Source organism: Photobacterium sp. Hal280 (genome assembly GCF_037162255.1).
In the GTDB taxonomy this organism is placed as follows: domain Bacteria; phylum Pseudomonadota; class Gammaproteobacteria; order Enterobacterales; family Vibrionaceae; genus Photobacterium.
Window position 1 is genome coordinate 829,820 of record NZ_JARLUO010000001.1, and the last position, 17,529, is coordinate 847,348.

The 17,529-nt window shown below is 50.0% G+C and carries 14 protein-coding genes and 1 pseudogene; 8 read left to right on the top strand and 7 right to left on the bottom strand.

Annotated features, from left to right (window positions below; all coding sequences use genetic code 11):
- The first annotated feature begins 7 nt into the window (after positions 1-7).
- A complete protein-coding gene (locus P4S53_RS04020) occupies positions 8-1,081 on the top strand; it encodes an HlyD family secretion protein (RefSeq protein WP_337111493.1) in 1,074 nt (357 codons plus the stop codon).
- Positions 1,078-2,631, top strand: coding sequence for a DHA2 family efflux MFS transporter permease subunit (locus P4S53_RS04025; RefSeq protein ID WP_337111494.1), 1,554 nt, complete (start codon positions 1,078-1,080; stop codon positions 2,629-2,631). Before P4S53_RS04020 ends, P4S53_RS04025 begins: the two co-directional genes overlap by 4 nt.
- Before the next feature lie 95 nt (positions 2,632-2,726).
- On the opposite strand, the gene P4S53_RS04030 is transcribed toward P4S53_RS04025, so the two are convergent.
- Complete coding sequence (locus P4S53_RS04030) at positions 2,727-3,083, bottom strand: hypothetical protein (RefSeq protein WP_337111495.1); 357 nt, start codon at positions 3,081-3,083, stop codon at positions 2,727-2,729.
- Positions 3,084-3,205: 122 nt separating this feature from the next.
- Entirely contained in the window at positions 3,206-4,405 is a 1,200-nt protein-coding gene (locus P4S53_RS04035) for a type III PLP-dependent enzyme (RefSeq protein WP_337111496.1), read from the bottom strand.
- Between the two features lie 909 nt (positions 4,406-5,314).
- Here P4S53_RS04035 and P4S53_RS04040 point away from each other — a divergent pair.
- From P4S53_RS04040 to P4S53_RS04060, 5 genes are all read left to right on the top strand, one after another.
- Positions 5,315-5,596 carry a type II toxin-antitoxin system Phd/YefM family antitoxin gene (locus tag P4S53_RS04040; RefSeq protein ID WP_337111497.1) on the top strand — a complete coding sequence of 94 codons (282 nt, stop codon included), beginning with the start codon at positions 5,315-5,317 and terminating at the stop codon, positions 5,594-5,596.
- Positions 5,574-5,924 (top strand): type II toxin-antitoxin system RelE/ParE family toxin, encoded by a 351-nt coding sequence (locus tag P4S53_RS04045; protein WP_337111498.1) that lies wholly within the window; start codon positions 5,574-5,576, stop codon positions 5,922-5,924. The genes P4S53_RS04040 and P4S53_RS04045 overlap by 23 nt, the downstream gene beginning before the upstream one ends.
- Before the next feature lie 778 nt (positions 5,925-6,702).
- Positions 6,703-7,791, top strand: a complete 1,089-nt coding sequence (locus P4S53_RS04050; RefSeq protein ID WP_337111499.1) for a DUF4297 domain-containing protein — start codon at positions 6,703-6,705, stop codon at positions 7,789-7,791.
- Positions 7,788-8,249 (top strand): ATP-binding protein, encoded by a 462-nt coding sequence (locus tag P4S53_RS04055; protein WP_337111500.1) that lies wholly within the window; start codon positions 7,788-7,790, stop codon positions 8,247-8,249. The genes P4S53_RS04050 and P4S53_RS04055 overlap by 4 nt, the downstream gene beginning before the upstream one ends.
- Before the next feature lie 20 nt (positions 8,250-8,269).
- The gene (locus tag P4S53_RS04060) at positions 8,270-9,439 is read left to right on the top strand and encodes an AAA family ATPase (RefSeq protein ID WP_337111501.1); all 1,170 of its coding nucleotides are present in this window, start codon (positions 8,270-8,272) and stop codon (positions 9,437-9,439) included.
- Positions 9,440-9,757: 318 nt separating this feature from the next.
- Here the strand turns inward: P4S53_RS04060 and P4S53_RS04065 are convergent, their stop codons facing one another.
- The 5 genes and pseudogenes from P4S53_RS04065 to P4S53_RS04085 all read right to left on the bottom strand — a co-directional run bounded on the left by P4S53_RS04065 (position 9,758) and on the right by P4S53_RS04085 (position 16,025).
- The gene (locus P4S53_RS04065) at positions 9,758-9,997 is read right to left on the bottom strand and encodes a hypothetical protein (protein ID WP_337111502.1); all 240 of its coding nucleotides are present in this window, start codon (positions 9,995-9,997) and stop codon (positions 9,758-9,760) included.
- A 1,052-nt stretch (positions 9,998-11,049) separates the two neighbouring features.
- Positions 11,050-11,526, bottom strand: coding sequence for a helix-turn-helix transcriptional regulator (locus P4S53_RS04070; protein ID WP_337111503.1), 477 nt, complete (start codon positions 11,524-11,526; stop codon positions 11,050-11,052).
- A gap of 22 nt (positions 11,527-11,548) precedes the next feature.
- Positions 11,549-12,900, bottom strand: a pseudogene (locus tag P4S53_RS04075) (type II toxin-antitoxin system HipA family toxin).
- Between the two features lie 251 nt (positions 12,901-13,151).
- A complete protein-coding gene (locus P4S53_RS04080; RefSeq protein WP_337111504.1) occupies positions 13,152-14,936 on the bottom strand; it encodes a family 20 glycosylhydrolase in 1,785 nt (594 codons plus the stop codon).
- Between the two features lie 9 nt (positions 14,937-14,945).
- On the bottom strand, positions 14,946-16,025 hold the full coding sequence (locus P4S53_RS04085) for an ROK family transcriptional regulator (RefSeq protein ID WP_337111505.1): 1,080 nt from the start codon (positions 16,023-16,025) through the stop codon (positions 14,946-14,948).
- A 239-nt stretch (positions 16,026-16,264) separates the two neighbouring features.
- Between P4S53_RS04085 and P4S53_RS04090 the strand changes: the two genes are divergently transcribed.
- Entirely contained in the window at positions 16,265-17,479 is a 1,215-nt protein-coding gene (locus P4S53_RS04090) for an ABC transporter substrate-binding protein (protein WP_337111506.1), read from the top strand.
- Positions 17,480-17,529 lie beyond the last annotated feature (50 nt).

Here is a 17,529-nt window from a genome sequence, read left to right on the forward strand (position 1 = left end):
ACCTACCATGAGTCAGATTTCCCAGGAACAAACAGACGTCCCGCAAACCCCGCCACCAAAACGCTCGATGAAACGCTTTGTGCTGCTCGTTGTGATCCCCGCTGTGGCCATCCTGGGCGGCGGTGTCATGTACCTGAAAGGCGGGCGTTTTGTTGAAACCGACAATGCTTACGTCAAAGCCGACAAAGTGCCGGTCAGTGCAGAGGTGTCCGGCCCGGTGCTGGAAGTCTTGGTCAAAGAAAATCAGCCCGTGAAAGCCGGCCAGCCCCTGTTCAGAATTGATCCTGCCCTGTTCGATGTCGCCGTGGCCAAAGCCGAAGCGGAGCTGGCGCAGGTCCGCACTGATCTCGCGGCACTCAAAGCCAGCTATAAAGAGAAACAGGCAGAAATTGCGCTGGCACGCACCAAGCTGGCTTTTGCCCGGAAGGAGCTGAAACGTCAGAAAGATCTGGCGGTAAAGAAATACGTTTCGACCGCCAATTTCGATCTGGCGCAACAGGCTGCTGATCTGGCGAACCAGGAAATCAACGCCCTGGAACTGGATTTAAAACGGATTGCCGAAACCATGGGCGGCAGCGTGACCACGCCGCTTGAGTCGCACCCGAAATACATGACAGCGCTGGCCGAGCTGAACCGCGCCAGGCTGGATCTGGCCCGCACCACGATCAAAGCTTCTGTCGACGGCATTGTGAGCCAGCCGCCCAAACCGGGCCAGTTTCTGAATCCGGGCGTGACCGTGATGTCGCTGGTCGCCAGTGCCTCGCCCTGGATCGAAGCCAACTTCACGGAAACCGATCTGACCAATGTCCGGCCCGGACAAACCGTCAGCATCCATGTGGATACCTACCCGGATGCAGAATGGTGCGGTGTCGTCGACAGCCTGAGTCCGGCAACCGGGGCGGAGTTCTCCGTCATTCCGGCCCAGAATGCGACCGGCAACTGGGTCAAGATCGCCCAGCGCGTACCGGTTCGCATCGCGATCACCGCCGACGCTGACAACCCGGCGTTGCGTGCCGGCCTGAGCACTGTGGTGGAAATCGATACCGAACATCACCGCCAGTTTCTCGGGCTGTCACTATGAGTGAGCTCAGCCAGACTGCACCTGCAGAACCGGCCAACCGGGGTTTCATTACCATTGCGGTCATGCTGGCGACCATCATGCAGGCGCTGGACACCACGATTGCCAACGTCGCGCTGCCGCACATGCAAGGCGCGATGGGGGCCACGCAGGATCAGATCTCCTGGGTGCTCACCTCTTATATCGTTGCTGCTGCCATTTGTATGCCGTTAACCGGTTTTCTCAGTGCGCAGTTTGGTCAGAAGCGTATCTTTCTGTGGGCCGTGGTGGGATTTACGGTCAGCTCCATGCTGTGCGGCGCGGCGCAGTCACTGGAACAAATCGTGCTTTTCCGCTTGCTGCAAGGCGTATTCGGCGCCAGCCTGGTGCCACTGTCGCAATCTGTGCTGCTCGATACCTATCCGACCGAGCAACATGGCTCGGCCATGGCGATGTGGGGCGTTGGGGTGATGGTCGGCCCGATTCTGGGCCCCTCGCTGGGCGGGTGGTTAACCGAGTACTACAACTGGCGCTGGGTGTTTTACATCAACCTGCCGTTCGGCCTGCTGGCCTGGTTCGGCATTGCTGCCTACGTGAAAGAAACCGCGATAGACACCTCGCGTAAGTTCGATTTATTCGGTTTCGCATTGCTCAGTCTGGCGATCGGTTCACTGCAGATGATGCTGGACCGCGGTGAATCCCTCGGCTGGTTTGACAGCCCGGAAGTAGTGATCGAGGCTGTGCTTGCCGGAGGCTGTTTTTATCTGTTTATCGCGCACATGTTTACCCACAAAGCGCCCTTTATCGAGCCGGGTTTATTCAGCAACAGTAATTTTCGGATCGGCCTGCTGTTTATCTTCATTATCGGGATCATCCTGCTCGCAACCATGGCCTTACTGCCGCCCTTTATGCAAAGCCTGCTGGGGTATCCGGTGCTGGATGTCGGCTACCTGCTGGCGCCGCGCGGTGTGGGCACGATGATGGCGATGATCACGGTCGGCAAACTGGCGGGTAAAGTTGATCCCAGGTACAAAATCTTTCTGGGCCTGATGCTGACGTCCTTTTCGTTATGGGAAACGACCCTGTTTGATCTCAATATCAGCGGATGGGATATCGTCCGAACCGGGGTGATCCAGGGACTGGGACTGGGCTTTATCTTCGTGCCGCTGTCGACCATCACTTTCGCCACCCTGGCGCCGAAGTACCGGGGCGAAGGCACGGCGCTGTTCAGCCTGATGCGGAATATCGGCAGCAGTATCGGCATTTCGGTGGTGATCACTTACCTGTCGCAGCAGACACAGGCCAACCATGCCGCTTTTGCCGATTACATCACGCCGTTCAATTTTGCCCTCAATCAGGCCATTGACGCGGGCGTGTACAATCTCACCACCCCGCAGGGGCTGGTGGCGATGAATGCCGAAGTCACCAAACAGGCCGCCCTGCTGGCTTACCTGCAGGATTTCCGCCTGATGATGTGGGTCACGCTTGCGGCTGTGCCGCTGGTCTTTCTGCTGCGCACCCCGAAAAAGCGGCCGCAGACAGCAAACACAAAAACGGACATCGTCATGGAATGACGGCCCGTCTCAGCAACAAACAGGCCCCGCCAGTCATTCAGCTGGCGGGGCCTGTTTTTGAGATACGTGTTTTAACAATAATAAGAAGGCTGCGCTCAGTTGTCGTAACGCCAGCGCGGCGGAAATACCTGATTCATCATCAGTGCATCGCCCTTCAGTTCAAACCGAAGTTTGGCTTCGTTTTTAGTGACATTCTCAACGATCAAACAAGCCTGAAAAACAGACCAGTTAAAATCGACGACCACAGTGACCTGTGTGCCCTCGATAGCAATATCTTTTATGGTCATCGAATCCGGCACAATCGTCATGTGCGGATCGTCTGTCCAGGCCAGTTCATAAAACAGCGGCTGAAACTCACTTTCTGCCGCCTTCACCGCCGCGTGGATCTGCGCCTCACGATCCGGCAACTCAGGATTGAGTGCCAAAACCAGCGATAGAGCTTGCTCACTCATGGTCTATCCTCATTTCTGTACTGACAGACAGCATATCAGATACCGGGCCAGCAGGCGCTGAATCCCCAGCGTGAGATACAAACAAAAAAAGCCCCCACCGAAGTGAGGGCTTACTTTAAACATCAGCCAATCATGCGTTCACAGCTTTGGTCATGCTCGTTGAGCAGTACCGTCTGCGCCCGTTTGAAGAAATTAAAATCGGTCGCGGTCGCGCTGGTGTAAGCGCCCATCATGCGGCCGATGATCAAATCACCGTTGTCCAGTTTTGGCAGCATGATGTTTTCAGCGATCACATCAATGCTGTCGCAGGTCGGGCCGGCCAGTACGCTCGGCGCGTACTCGCCCTCTTGTTTCAGTGTTACCAGCGGATACTGGGCATCGTCAAACATCAAGCCACTGAACGAACCGTAAATACCGTCATCCAGGTAGTACCACATCTGACCGTCACGCTCAGCCTGCCCCATCACAGACGCCACACTGGTCACCGACTGCGCCACAATAAAGCGGCCCGGCTCTGCCAGGACCTGAACCGTTTCAGGCAGTTCGTTCAGCGCCTCGTTAATCGGCACACAGAACTGGTCAATCGGCATCACCTGCTGCGAGTAGGAAACCGGGAAACCGCCGCCAATATCCAGCGTACTCAGTGCCGGTAAACCACGTGCCACCACTTGCTCCATCACTTGCTTACAAGTGCGGATCGCATCAACGTATTTCTGCGGGTGCATGGTTTGTGATCCCACATGGAACGACAGGCCTTTGATGCGGATATTCCAGGCTTGCGCCGTTTCAATGATCGTCAGTGCCTGCTCCGGTGAACAGCCAAACTTCTTCGACAAATCAGCAAAGGCTTCTGCATTGCGGAAGCTCAGACGCACCAGCAGTTCGACCTCATTGTGATAGGCTTTGAACTTCGCCAGCTCATTGAGGTTATCCACCACAAACACATTGCAGCCATACGCCAGCGCGTCGCGGATATCAGCATCACGCTTAATCGGGTGGGTGTGAATAGTACGCTCGGCTGGGACACCTTCCTGCGCCACCAGATCCACTTCACCACTGGTCGCCAGATCGAAACTGGCCCCTTCTTCGAGCAAGGTTCTCACCACAGCCGGGTGCGGCAGCGGCTTGAGCGCGAAGTGAAGGGTCACATTCGGCAGTGCATTGTTGAGTGCACGATACTGCTGGCGGATCACATCACAATCCAGCAGTAATAACGGCGCACCGAACTGGGCCACGGAAGATTCAATGAACTGAACCTCGTCAGCCGCCAGTGTCTGAGCAGAGAAAGAATGAAAATCGAGTACAGAATGAGCGTGAGCCATCGCAGGCCTCCAACAATCGATAGCACTTTTCATCCGCGATGATGAAAAGTGGAGCGTCAAAAAAGCGCACAAGCGCAGTCAAAGTCACTCTTGGATAGTTGCTCTATCGCCTTGCCACAATATCAGCTGTGATGTACTCGGATTGGCTATCATCAAGAAGCGGCGCGATAGTAAAGTCATCATGTTTTCCACGCAATAAAAAAATCAGGTACACAACACAAAAAATTTTTGTGGTGACGATAGCATTTTATTATGGTGGATTTAGGTGATGTGTATTGGTTTGTCGCGCCTAGATTCAGCGCCCCATTCAGTATTTTCTGATGCGCGCCAGGTACGCTTTTCAGGCCAAAAGCGTACCTGGAAATGCCATGGGTTCTCTGGTGTTGTCCGGGCCGGTTGTAGGCGCTCCCGGCGCCGACACCCTGAAAATTCATCCATGAATTTTTCCCTGGTGTGGGGATTGCTTGGGCTGATGTAAATGGTAACGCAGGAATATGTAGTGGTATGTCGCGCGTATCCTCTGAGTACACCTCAGCATTTTCTTGTGCGCGCCAGGTACTCTTTTTAGGCAAAAAGAGTACCCAGAAATGCCTTGGGTTCTCTGGTGTTGTCCGGGCCGGTTATAGGCGCTCCCGGCGCCGACACCCTGAAAATTCATCCATGAATTTTTCCCTGGTGTGGGGATTGCTTGGGTTGAAGTAAACGCGGTACTTCGGAACCGTTTAGCATCAGACATGTATTTACTCAGCGAGATCTTTCCCCAATGCAACACAAACAAGCTGACAGATTTTAGCGTTATCCTCTTGGGTATACCCGCGATAATGGTCTAAATGTGGACTAAATTTAGCTTTGTGCTAGTCTTCAGGTGTGTTTACATCTGAGACACCATACGCAAAGCAGGAGAGAACCATGAAAGTGGAAACCATCAGCTATCTCAAAAAGCACGCAGCGAATCTGCCGCTTGATGAACCAATGACGATCACACAGAACGGTAAACCAGCCTATGTGATTGAGTCCTATGAAGAGCGGAAGAAACGCGATGAAGCAGTCGCCTTAATGAAGCTTTTGTCATTCTCGGTTGATGACGCGAACAATGGCCGTGTGATGTCCAGTTCGGACTTCAAACAAAGACTGGCTAAACGTCGTGCTAATTCAGAGAAAAGTGATAATGATCAAGCCAGTACAGATTAATTATACCGACACTTTCGCAAACACCTTTGACGATGTCATCGACCACTTGGCACCGCATACCAGTGAATCGCAGGTATTGAAACGGCTAGAGAAAACGATAGATAAATTCGAAAATTTAGTAGGCTCAACACCTTTCGCTGCCCCAATTTCACAGACCTTACTAGATCTTGGAATAACCCTATTCAGGGAATACAACAATGACGGTTTTCGTTTACTTTACCGCGTCATTGAGACACCGGAGAACACCATCATTTTCGGTGACGTCTTCCTGACTCAGAAACAGAATACTGAGCAGGCTTTAATTAACTATTGCCTGTTGCATAAATAATTTTCCGATGGAGCCGTGAAGCGCCACTTACTTTGACTGCACCAGCCGAACTCCCATTGCCATGGTACATCGGCAAATTGTTCTCTCAGCACTAAGCTTGTTCAACACCTCAAATACGGCTTGTCTAGCCCCAGTTTTTTTTGCAGTAACGTACAACCGGAAAGTGTGTAGCCAGTATGTACCTTTTCTGAAGAGCCAAAACCGCTCTTCACACTTTGATAGCGTAGAAGTATATATATCGTGGTATGTCGCGCTTCAAGTTCAGAGCACACCTCAGCATTTGCTTGTGCGCGCCAGGTACTCTTTTTAGGCCAAAAGAGTACCCAGAAATGCCTTTTGTTCTCTGGTGTTGTCCGGGCCGGTTGTAGGCGCTCCCGGCGCCGACAACCTAAAAATTCATCCATGAATTTTTCCCTGGGGGTGGCACTGTTTGGGCTTGTAAATCATTATTGCCCCATTCCTTGTTTCGACCGATTCAACACAGATATCACCAAAGCTTCATTTGACTTATTTTTTCTAATCTAACTACGTGACCAAACTCAGTGTGCCACTACAGTTAGCTAAAGCTAAAAATTGACACCATATACGTATCACCCCAACTGACAGCTTTATATCCACCTACGCAAGATAAACCTCGAATACATTAAAACTAATAATAAAAACAGAGCCTTAAAAACTTTGAAGTGTACCATTGTGACAGACGTTATGCTATTATGCTCACCCAATTCTATACCTGTTCGATTGCGTATAGTTGTTGTGGCGAAGCGTAAGGGTGTTTATGGGTTTAGCTGAAGCGTTGATCAGTATTCCACAGTCTGAAAGAGGCGGTGAAATTGCACAACGAGGTTTTGATTACCAAACTTGTTGGGCATTGTCACAGATGTTGGAATACGAACTGGATGGAAAGGACTATGTGTTTATCTTTGAATATCACGATGACGTACTCATTTTGGATAGTGAAGATGACCCTCAAGATTTGACCTTTGCTCAAGTTAAGACCAGAGAGTCAAATTGGACTGTGCATAATTTACGAAAGAGCACCGCGGAAAAGCCAATATCAATCATTGGTAAGCTTTTCTTACATCAGAAAAATTTCTCAAGCTATTCACCCAAGTTACTGTTTGTAACCAATGCTTCGTTCAACTTCTATGCTAAAGCTGGAGGAAAGACCTGTTTCGATGTAAATAGCATTGAAAATACAGACCAAGAGAAGTTTAAACAAGCAATCAAAGAACAAGTCGAGTTAGAGGAAGAACATATTGATTTGTCCACTTTAAAGTTTGTTCAGTCTTCCCTCAGCCTAGATGACCATATGACACACCTAAAAGGAAAACTATGTGATTTCCTTGGAAAAAAATATGGTGAAAGCACTACATTGAGTCCTAACGCATTGGCGATTTTACTTGAGTCTGAGTGTAGGCAAAAATCTAAATTCAAATCGGCAGATATTACTAACTTTATGGATTTAGTTTCCCGAAAGGGCTTTTCGTCAAGAGAATTCAATAATGTTATTGAATCTCTTAATACCAGTAACAGCCTGAAGCCTGACTGGAAGATGGCCGAGCCTGTTTTTAAAGATTTGAACAAAGGCGCACTACAACTTATACAGCTGAAGGCATCGTTCTCACAAGTCTGTATCGACTTCAATAAGAACAAAAAAACTCCATCAAGTGTATATTTAGAGCATGCAATCAGTCTTTATGACCAAATCAAAATAGATAAAGACCTTAAACTTTATATCACTGAAACAATTATCAATATTGATGCGCTCTGTCCGGATTATACAATGGCACTAAAATCAGGGAAGAAAGAATGTATCGTTGTCTATTCAATAATCCAGAAGCTGTTAGAGGAAGGTGAGAAATGAAAAGTATCTACTTTAAAAGCGCTCACATATTATCTCTTCGCGATAAGAAAGGGTTCTTTTTTGAGTTCTCACCAAATGTGAATATTATATCCGGTGAAAATGACACAGGTAAATCTAGTTTCATCAAGAGCTTATATCATACGCTGGGAGCTGATGTTCGCCTTGATAAAAAATGGAAAAGCGACAACTTTATATCAAAAGTAATCATTCACGTAAAAAATCGAGATTATGCCTTTATTCGTCATAATAAGCGTATTTCTATCTTTGACCTCACAGAAGGACAAAGGAACTTAGTTACATCTAACTCGCGTTCAGATATAGCTGAGATTGTACGTGATATTTTTGACTTCAACTTAGAATTGGTCGTAAAAAAACCGCTATACAAGCACAAGCTCAACCAGCTAGCCTCTACTTGCCTTTCTATATTGATCAAGACAACGGTTGGGGCAAAGTCTTAGACTCATTTAGCAACCTAGCTATGTATACCGATTGGCAGAAGAATATTCTTCACTTCCATACAGGAGTTAAGCCAAAAGAATATTACAAGTTACAAGGTGAGATGAATTTAATTGACCTTGATCTTGATGAAATATTCGCAACGCTAAAAGCTCTAGAAGCAGCGAAAAAACGATTCGAAGCTTCATTCGGTAGAGTATTGTTTGATGTAGATGTTGAATACTATGAAGAGTTACTAGGACGTTTTCTGAGTAAATGTCAGGAACTTCATCAGGAAGAAACTGAATACAGAATAAAACTGATAGAACTACTTTCTCATCGGGACGAGATTGTATCTGAGATTGAAGAATGCAAGCGACTGCTTGACGATAATGATGTTGACTCACTTTCTCCATCAGCAGGGCTAGATGCCAAATATGCCGTTCTTGCAAATAGAGAAAAGTTACTGCAAATCATACCTGAATTGTATGAACAGAAATCAGTTTATGATGAAAATATAGTCAATATCAAAGAAGAACTTAGAAGTGCTCAGAAACTAAGCTCTGAACTTAAGGCAATGCTACAAGAAGTTAAAGAAAAATTAACGTTGCAAGACATCATTAAATCTCAGGCTAGCAAACAAGTTGAGTTTACATTCGATGAGCAGATAAAAGAACTACATGAAAAAATAGGTCAACTTAATGCGACTAAGAACACTCTTACCGAGAAGATATCTGAATTTACTGATAAAAATCGCACTCAAGAAATTAATGATAAGTTCAAAGAGTCTTTGAAATATGCTCAAACAGAATTAGGAATACAAGACCCTGTATTGGGGACGATTCTTCAGTACGGAAATATTACAAAAAGTGAAACAGGAAGCCGTGGACCTAGAGCAATTTTAGCGTACCACTATGCTCTTCTAAAAACGATTGAAGAGAAATCGACGATACCTATGCTTCCAGTTGTAATTGATTCACCAAAGCAGCAAGACCCAGACAAGAACACAACTAAAAAGCTATTTGATTTGTGCATTGATGGTTTATCAGACAAAAATCAGTTGATTATCGGCTCAGTCTCCTTTGAGCGAGACACTGATGAATTCCGAACATTGACAATGACCGACAAGTACAGTTTGTTGAAGCCAAACTTGTACGATGAAGTTTATGAACAGATAATGCCGCTATATCAGCAGGTTGCATTTTCATGGTAACTTGCACACCCACTCCCATTGTTAGTGGGTGTGTTATTTTATATCGGTTTATTAATACTTTTCACAGCTTATCCTGCAACTTGATCGCAGTTGTGATATCTAAAGTAATCCGAAGCCTCAGAGTACTGTGGACGTTGTAACTCGGAATTGTCCATAGACGTGCCAACCGAATCATTGCTAGCACGTTTATGCCCCATTATGTATTTCGAACAGGTGTCATGCACATATACGAGTCCGACTGTACTCAAATTTTAGCAATGATACGAAGTGGCTATTCAATTGGAAATCGCCAGACATCGATCGTAACAGCAAACCCCGTCAGTAGAGGAACCAGTTAGTGGCATAAACCACTAAAATCACTAGGGCGACCAGAAAGACGAGTATCATTGCCATCTTTTTCATGTAGCTTGACCTATCAAATACAACGCCTTCTTCTTCCCTCGTCCTTGCTTCTTCATCAAAATGCCACTTGATAGCAAAGTAGCCTCCAATACCTAATACAATAAGCTTAAAAGCTCCAGCAAAGTACGGAAAGAAGTTACCCCAACTCCCGCTCATTATCTATCCTCATCAAATTAAATATCGAATTTACGGTAGCATAGCCAAAGGTTCATGTTTATTCTTTTTATCGTTAAACATGGACATTTGATTGTTTATGCAGACCGCCTGAAGAGCTTTCCGGTTGGTATTCAAAAATGCGTCAATCCAGCTCGGGATCGTACATAGGAAGAAAAGCGCAGTCAAATATGTACCTGAAGGTAAGGAATCTCCTTCTAGCTGAACTTCTACTGATGGTTTAGTTATCTGTTATTTGCTTAATCAGCAAAAACACTGGCACATTTCTGCCTAAAACGAGTTTCGCCCCCAAAGTCACCGCCTCCCCAGGGGGAAAATTCAGGACGAATTTTCAGGTTGTCGGCGCCGGGAGCGCCTGCAACCGACCCGGACAACACCAGCGAACAAGTCAGCCTTTCTGGGCACGCTTTGGGCCAGCAAAGCGTGTCTGGCGCGCATCACACAAAGCTAAAGAAAAACACGAAACTCAAGCGCGACATACCTTCATGCCTCACCTTAAGCACCAGCCACAACACCCCAAAAGTCACAAGAAACTCACTCCCCCAGGGGGAAAATTCAGGACGAATTTTCAGGTTGTTGGCGCCGGGAGCGCCTGCAACCGACCCGGACAACTCCAACGAACAAGTCGGCATTTCTGGGCACTCTTTGGGCCAGCAAAGAGTGTCTGGCGCGCATCAAACAAGGCTAAAGAAACCACGAAACTCAAGCGCGACATACCTTCATGCCTCACCTTAAGCACCAGCCACAACACCCCAAAAGTCACAAGAAACTCACTCCACCAGGGGAAAATTCAGGACGAATTTTCAGGTTGTCGGCGCCGGGAGCGCCTGCAACCGCCCCGGACAACACCAGCGAACAAGTCAGCCTTTCTGGGCACGCTTTGGGCCAGCAAAGCGTGTCTGGCGCGCATCACACAAGGCTAAAGAAAAACACGAAACTCAAGCGCGACATACTCGCTGAATATATGCAATTTAACACATACATAAAGCCACCTTTCAGCATACCTTGAACGTCCGTTGAGCGTGGGTGGATACTCAGGCCGGATTCCCCGAATTAGACATGAGCGCCCTCAAGGCGCCGGGGGATAACGGAATCAACCCCACTTTCAGCCCAAATGGCTTGAAGACTTTATTCAGAATGTCCGTGGTATAGCTGCCACGATCATTTTCTATTTCGGAGAGTGTTTTTCTCGACACATCAACCAAGCTTGCATACGCCTCCTGTTTTAGGCCTAACACACTGACACGGAGCGCTTTGAGTGCCTGCCCCTGAGTCAGCTCACCCGCCAGAAGCTGTTGAGTAATTTGACTGATCCTCTTTTGCCGCGCCTGCGCGCTGAGTGATGGCCCGTTTCTTGAGGCTCTTTTCGCAGTGGCCGGTTGTTTCGCTGTGCTCTCTTTTATCTCATCCAACGTTTTCCCGCTGGTCTCAGATTGCGTTGGCTGACGATTGGCCCGCAGACGGGCAACAGCATCTGCGACAGATTCTTTTGCGTTTTGGTGCTTGCTCATTCGCTAGCTCTCAATTGTTGTCTCATTGCAAACCCCACTTCGCGAGCTTTTGGGGGATGAAATCCAAACCAATTGCAGGCATGGTCAGGATTTGTTCCGGGACTCCTCGCTGCGTAAGTCGCTTTTTCAGATCAAGACATTGGTTTGCAGTGGCTCTGAGCGCGTCAAGTAATACAGCGCTCGGCACAAGATCGGAGAGCGATTCAGCGATGCCAATAAAGTCGTAGGTGCCACCCACTTCCAAGGGGCTCGCCATTTTGTGGTTCTCGCAACGCCTTCCGGATCTGCTTTCATCGGCGCAAAGTCGTAGATCGGCGCAAGTTTGATAAAGCCATTGCCTTTCACAAAAGACGTGTTTCTGCCATGGTTGTCACTATTGCCAAATAATATATTCAGCAGGTCTCGCTTGACCCATTCAATCACAAAAGCCTGAGTGTTAAACACATCCCCCTGAACGTTCACCATGTTGCTTTGGGAAATTTTGCGAATGAGGGATCTGATCGTCTCTTCATGGTCAAGGGTGACACCCGCCCCTTTGCCTAAGATTGAATACACAGATTCCATTCCCAAACGCTCTATCTGCTGCGTTTCATTGAACCGGATATCAAACCTTGGTAACCAAAGAGAAGGGTAGTTTAACCCTTCTTCCAGACGCATATTCTCAATCGGGATTGTCTCAAACCCCATCTCCGTCAGTTCATGGTAATAATGATACTCGGCACGCAGGATATTGCAGTCGACGGCTGTTCTGGCCCCCCTGGGGTATTTGACCAGATAGTGTCGATCCTGATTGCTCGTATCATCCTGAAAGGTATCAATCCATATCCTGTCTTCGCCCTTTGCACACCGTAAGAGTAATTTGGGCGCTTCACCACCGGCGCCCGTCGCACCACCGGCAGCGGCGCCCCGTTGCTGGGCATAATCCAGAAAGTCGCCCGCACGATTGAGTACGTCCTCACGCGAGAAATACAGTGAATCCGATACCTCAGAGCGCTCTGGCAGCGAGTCCTTTACCCGTAAATTACCAACGGGCGACATAGTGCCAAATTTAAACAGAATATAGTTTTGTTCCTGAAGGCTCAGATCTTCAATATCCAGATATTTGACCCAATACCTTCGGCTTGCCCCGCTCGGCATAATGTCATCAATGAAAGTTAGCCAGCCGGGTTGCCCCAGGTCATCGAAGAAAAATGAGACCGGGTGATTGATGGAAACAGCATGAACATCATCAGTCTCGTGGTACTGAAATGCATAATCACTCAGATAATTGAGCTCGGTGACGCGGAAATTGCCTTCACCACTGGCAGGAAAGGCGATGATTGCTGCATCAACCCATGCTTGATTGATAAACGCCTGTATCGTCAGTTCTTCCATTGAGCCACCCAGACTTACCCTTAATGAGTAAAAGTTTATACATAAATGGCAAGAACCACAATTAACGAGTATAAATTTATACATAAATGGCAAGAACCACAATTAACGAGTATAAATTTACACGTTAAAGAAGAGGAAAGTCTTTCATGTTACTTTTATTACACATGATAAACGCTCCGTGGTTACGGGGAGCATGGGTCAACTAACATCTGTAAAAACGCAGGCCGGTTCATTGCACAGTGTGATTTGGCTCATTCCACTGCTTTATCTCCACACAACCCCCGCAGATACCCCAACCGTGAGGCACTTTGCCGCAGGCCACCGGGGCGGTAGTGCTGAAGCCACAGATCGGCATAAGCTTCTTCAACCGGGGCGAGTTGCTCCAGAATGCGGGCTTTGTCTTGCGGCGGTAAAGCATTGATATCCCGGTGCCCGGCGCTGGCGTAGCTCAGTGCGATCTGGCTGGCGAGCAACATGCAATCGAGCGTCCAGAACAGCTCGGCTTGCAGTGCGGAAGCAGGCAGTCCGGCGATGTCGGCTTTCAGGCCGGATAAGTCGTCCATTGCCGCGGCAATCTGCCCGGCGCTGGCGATCCCGGCGCGGCGGATATGGCGGCCAGAGCGCTGGTCAAACACGAACGGGCCGTAAAAAGCGCAGTTCGGTGTGCTCACACCGCTGGTGAGATAGGCATCCTGCAGGCGATCAATCAAAGGCATGGCCTGCACGTAGTCTTCGCCGAAGTGAGCACCGATGAACCAACTGGCGTTTATCTTTTGGTGGCGCTGCGGATCCCAGGCCATGGCGGCACCGAACATGTAACCGGGCAAGGCGGTAAAAAATTGCTGCGCGTGACCCATGTCGCCCCATTCGGAAATCTGATAACCGCAGGCGCCGTATTTCAGGGCCGATTCGGCAGCCCGGCGCATGTGAACTCTGGCAGCCTGCCCCCGGCCCGCTACCGAGGCAAAGGTGTTGGTCGAGACCACCACCTGAAACGGATAGCCAAACTCAGCCAGTTGCCGGTGCTCGTCATCATAGGGGTGATCTGCTTCATAGCCCCAGTTCAGCAGCTCCAGATCGACTGGCAAGTGGGGCAAAATGTCCGGGTACTGAAACAGCATGTCACTGAAAATCTGGCAGGATTTGCCCCGCGCATGGGCAAGATCCAACACTGTCTTGAGGTAATTGAGGTACACCTGCCCTTTGCCCAATTGTTCACAAGCCTGCTGACTGGCGCCTGCGCCGAGATCCATGGTTTCATCAAAATTCAGGTTCAGGGTATCGGATGTGAAATTCGGCAGCAGGGTATCGAGCAGGTCGGCAACAAAATCAGTGACACTGTCACTCACAGGATTCAGACCGAACGACTCTGGCCGGAAGTCACCCCGGTGATCATAAAAACCGGTTGTCTGCTCGGCGAGGTGCTGATAGTGCGGATGACACAGCCACTTTTCCATGTGCCCGAACGTTGCCTGATTGGGGATCAGCTCAATGCCCCGCGCCTTGCAGTAGCGATCCAGCGTCCGGATCTCTTCGGCTGTCATCGGCGAATAATCCTGCCAGACGCTCGGGTGCTGCGGATAGGCAAACGTATGCTCGGTGTACAGCTGTAACTGGTTGATCCGCAATGCTGACCAGAAATCCACCAGCTGAAACAGCGTAGCCATGGTCGGCACTTTGTCGCGGCTGATATCGAGAATGATCCCCCGTTTGGCAAATGCCGGCTGATCGCCAATCGTCAGTGACGGCACCTGGCCATGGCAGAGTTTGATGATCTGAGCCAGGCACTGGTGCGCATACAAACGGCCAGGCTCGTCTGCCATGCTGATTTCAATGCCGCTGGCGGATACCCGGAGCACAAAGCCCTGCCCGGGCAGACTGTCATCTTGCCGGTAACTCACGCTGGGCGAGGGAATCACCTGCGCGAGCTTGACCGGGATCAAGGGCAGCAAGGCGCGATAGTTGGCTGGCGCGGCAGAGCAATCCAGCTCGAGGGTTGCTGGCTGCGGAAAGAGCAGGCTTAAATCCGGGGTCATGTTGCGTCCTTACAGTGAAATAGGCTGGGCGTCTAAGACGTCGAACAACACCAGATCTGCCGAGGTGATTTTACTCCACGCCAGCGCGGCAGCACCCGCGGACACGGCTTGTGTGCCCAGTGTCGAAATCTCTGTGACCGGTTGCCAGGTCTGATGGCCTTGATAGGCCGCAAGGTTGGCGTGAATCAGGCGTTCAATGTCCCGGACATAAGGCTCCACTTCGCCACCAAAGACGATCTGATGCACATTGAGCAGTCGGCCTAAAGTGGCTAACTTATCAACAAACTGCGCCAGTATCTCAGGCTCGCTCACCGGGTTCTGATGCGGTCCGGGTTCGACATCAAACTGGCCGGACAGGCAGTCGTCACCGTAGAACAGCTGGCCGTTCAGGACGAACCCCAGCCCGATGCCCAGATGCCGGCTGTCGTCATGGCGATGGTGTGAGGTAAACAACACGTACAGCAGGTTATCGCTGCTCTGTGGCCGCGACAGCATCACCTGTCCCCAGGCCGCACAGTTGGCATCGTTATCGCAGTACACCGGGTAGCCCAGTTGTGCCGAGAGCTGCGCTGCCAGTGCGACCGGCTCAGAGATCTCAAAGGCACTGGACACAGAGATGACGCCGGTATCCGGCCTGACCAGACCCGGCATCCCCAGGCCGATTGCCAGGACCTTACCCCAGCGGCTTTCGACCTCGCGAAGCACAGGTGCCAGCACATCCCCCAGTTGCTCAAGCGGTTGCGTGCCGGGGTGGTAGCTCACTATCTTGCGGTACAGGATCTGACAGGCCAGATCGAGCACCGACAGGTTGATCTGGCTGTCGGTTAACTCGATGCCCACCAGAACGCCGAGTTGCTTATTGAGCTGCAAAGACACCTTCGGCCGTCCGCTCTGAGGCGTGCCGTTCCGGTTAGACACTTCTGTAATCAGTTGCTTCTCTGCCAGCGAACTGACGATTTTGGTAATGGTCGACTTATCCAGCCCCAGCCGGTCTGCAATATCAATGCGGGAAATATTCTGGCATCGCCACAGCACGTCGATCACGCGAGCGGTGTTCACCTGTTTGATGTTTGGTGCTTTTCTAATCATTTAGTTTCCACTAGAAACTTAATATCTTGGATTTATTGTTAATCAATCCTTCCGCTGAATTCAAGGCTTAAATTTCCTGATTTCTAACTCTGTTAAGCTGACCATGGATTCTCAGCACCAGCCTAATATTGTGATCTGCTTGAGAACATAATTGTGATTTTGATCCTTGCATCCGTGGCGAATATCTCTACATTTTTAGTTAGTTTCCAATCGAAACTAAATAGCATAAGGAAGGCGATATGAAACGTAAGTCTGGAATTACCGCTGTCTCTGCCCTGCTGGGCTTGTTGGTGGCCACCCCCATGTCTGCATTTGCGGAAGAAACGCTCACGCTCTGGACCTGGCGCAAACAGGAGCGCCCGCTGTGGGAAGCGGTCTCGAAAGCCATGGATGATGTCAACATCAAAGTGGAAGTCTTCAAGGGCGTCGATTACAACTCCCGTTTACGTCTGGGCTTGCAGAGCGACAACGGGCCTGACCTGTTCCAGGGACGTCCCGGCGCTTCATTTATCGATCAGTACGCCAACGCAGGTGTGATCACACCATTGCCCGCCACGGTTGATCTCAGCGGTATTTCGCCGGCCACTCTGGTCGCAGCCACCGGCTCTGACGGTAAAGTGTATGGCGTGCCCTTTGCGGTCCAGACGGTTCAGATCATCTACAACAAAGCCATTTTCGAAAAACTGAACCTCGACGAACCTGAAACCCCAGAGCAGTTCGTGGCTGTGATGAAAACCCTGAAAGACAACCAGGTGATCCCGCTGGAAGTCCCGGGCCGCGCTGGCTGGGCACTGGCCATGATGAGCGCCGGACTGGAGGCCGGGCTGTCTGGTGAAGACATGAAACAGGTCGCCAGCCGTCAGTCGCCTTTCACTGCTGGAGCTTACCAGCAGGTTGCGGATACGTTTGCCAGCTGGAAACCCTATATCAACCCGTCTGCGGCGGCACAGGACTACAACGGAATGCGGGCCAATGTTGCGCTGGGTGATTCTGCCATGATCATTGATGGCTTGTGGTCCACCTCGCCGCTCTCGACCATTGCGCAGACCGATCCCAGCGTCGAGCTTGGCCTGATGCCGATTCCGGGACACGGCGGCAAAGTGTATGCCTTTGCCGACGGTGCTTATCTGGTCAATGCAAAAGGAAGCAAGCGCGCAGCCGCTGACAAACTGCTGGCCTTTACCGCCACCCAAGCATTCGCCCAGCTATTTGCCGATCATGTCGGCGAGCTGTCGACCTATGCCGAGGGCATCCGCTATCAGGGGAAATATCAGGCCGAAGCCGCCAGTTTCGTGTCACAGCATGCGCAACCCTACCTGACCTGGAAAGGGCCTTTTAACGTGCAGTATGAGGAGATCGTCGGCCCGGCTTACCAGAAATTTCTGGCAGGCAAAGTCGATGCCAAGGGTCTGACGCAGGAAATCGAAAACGGTTTTCAAGCCAAGAATCTGTAACCCTTTTCTGCCGGCCTGCTCTGGCAGGCCATTTCCCCGAACGGAGTCGT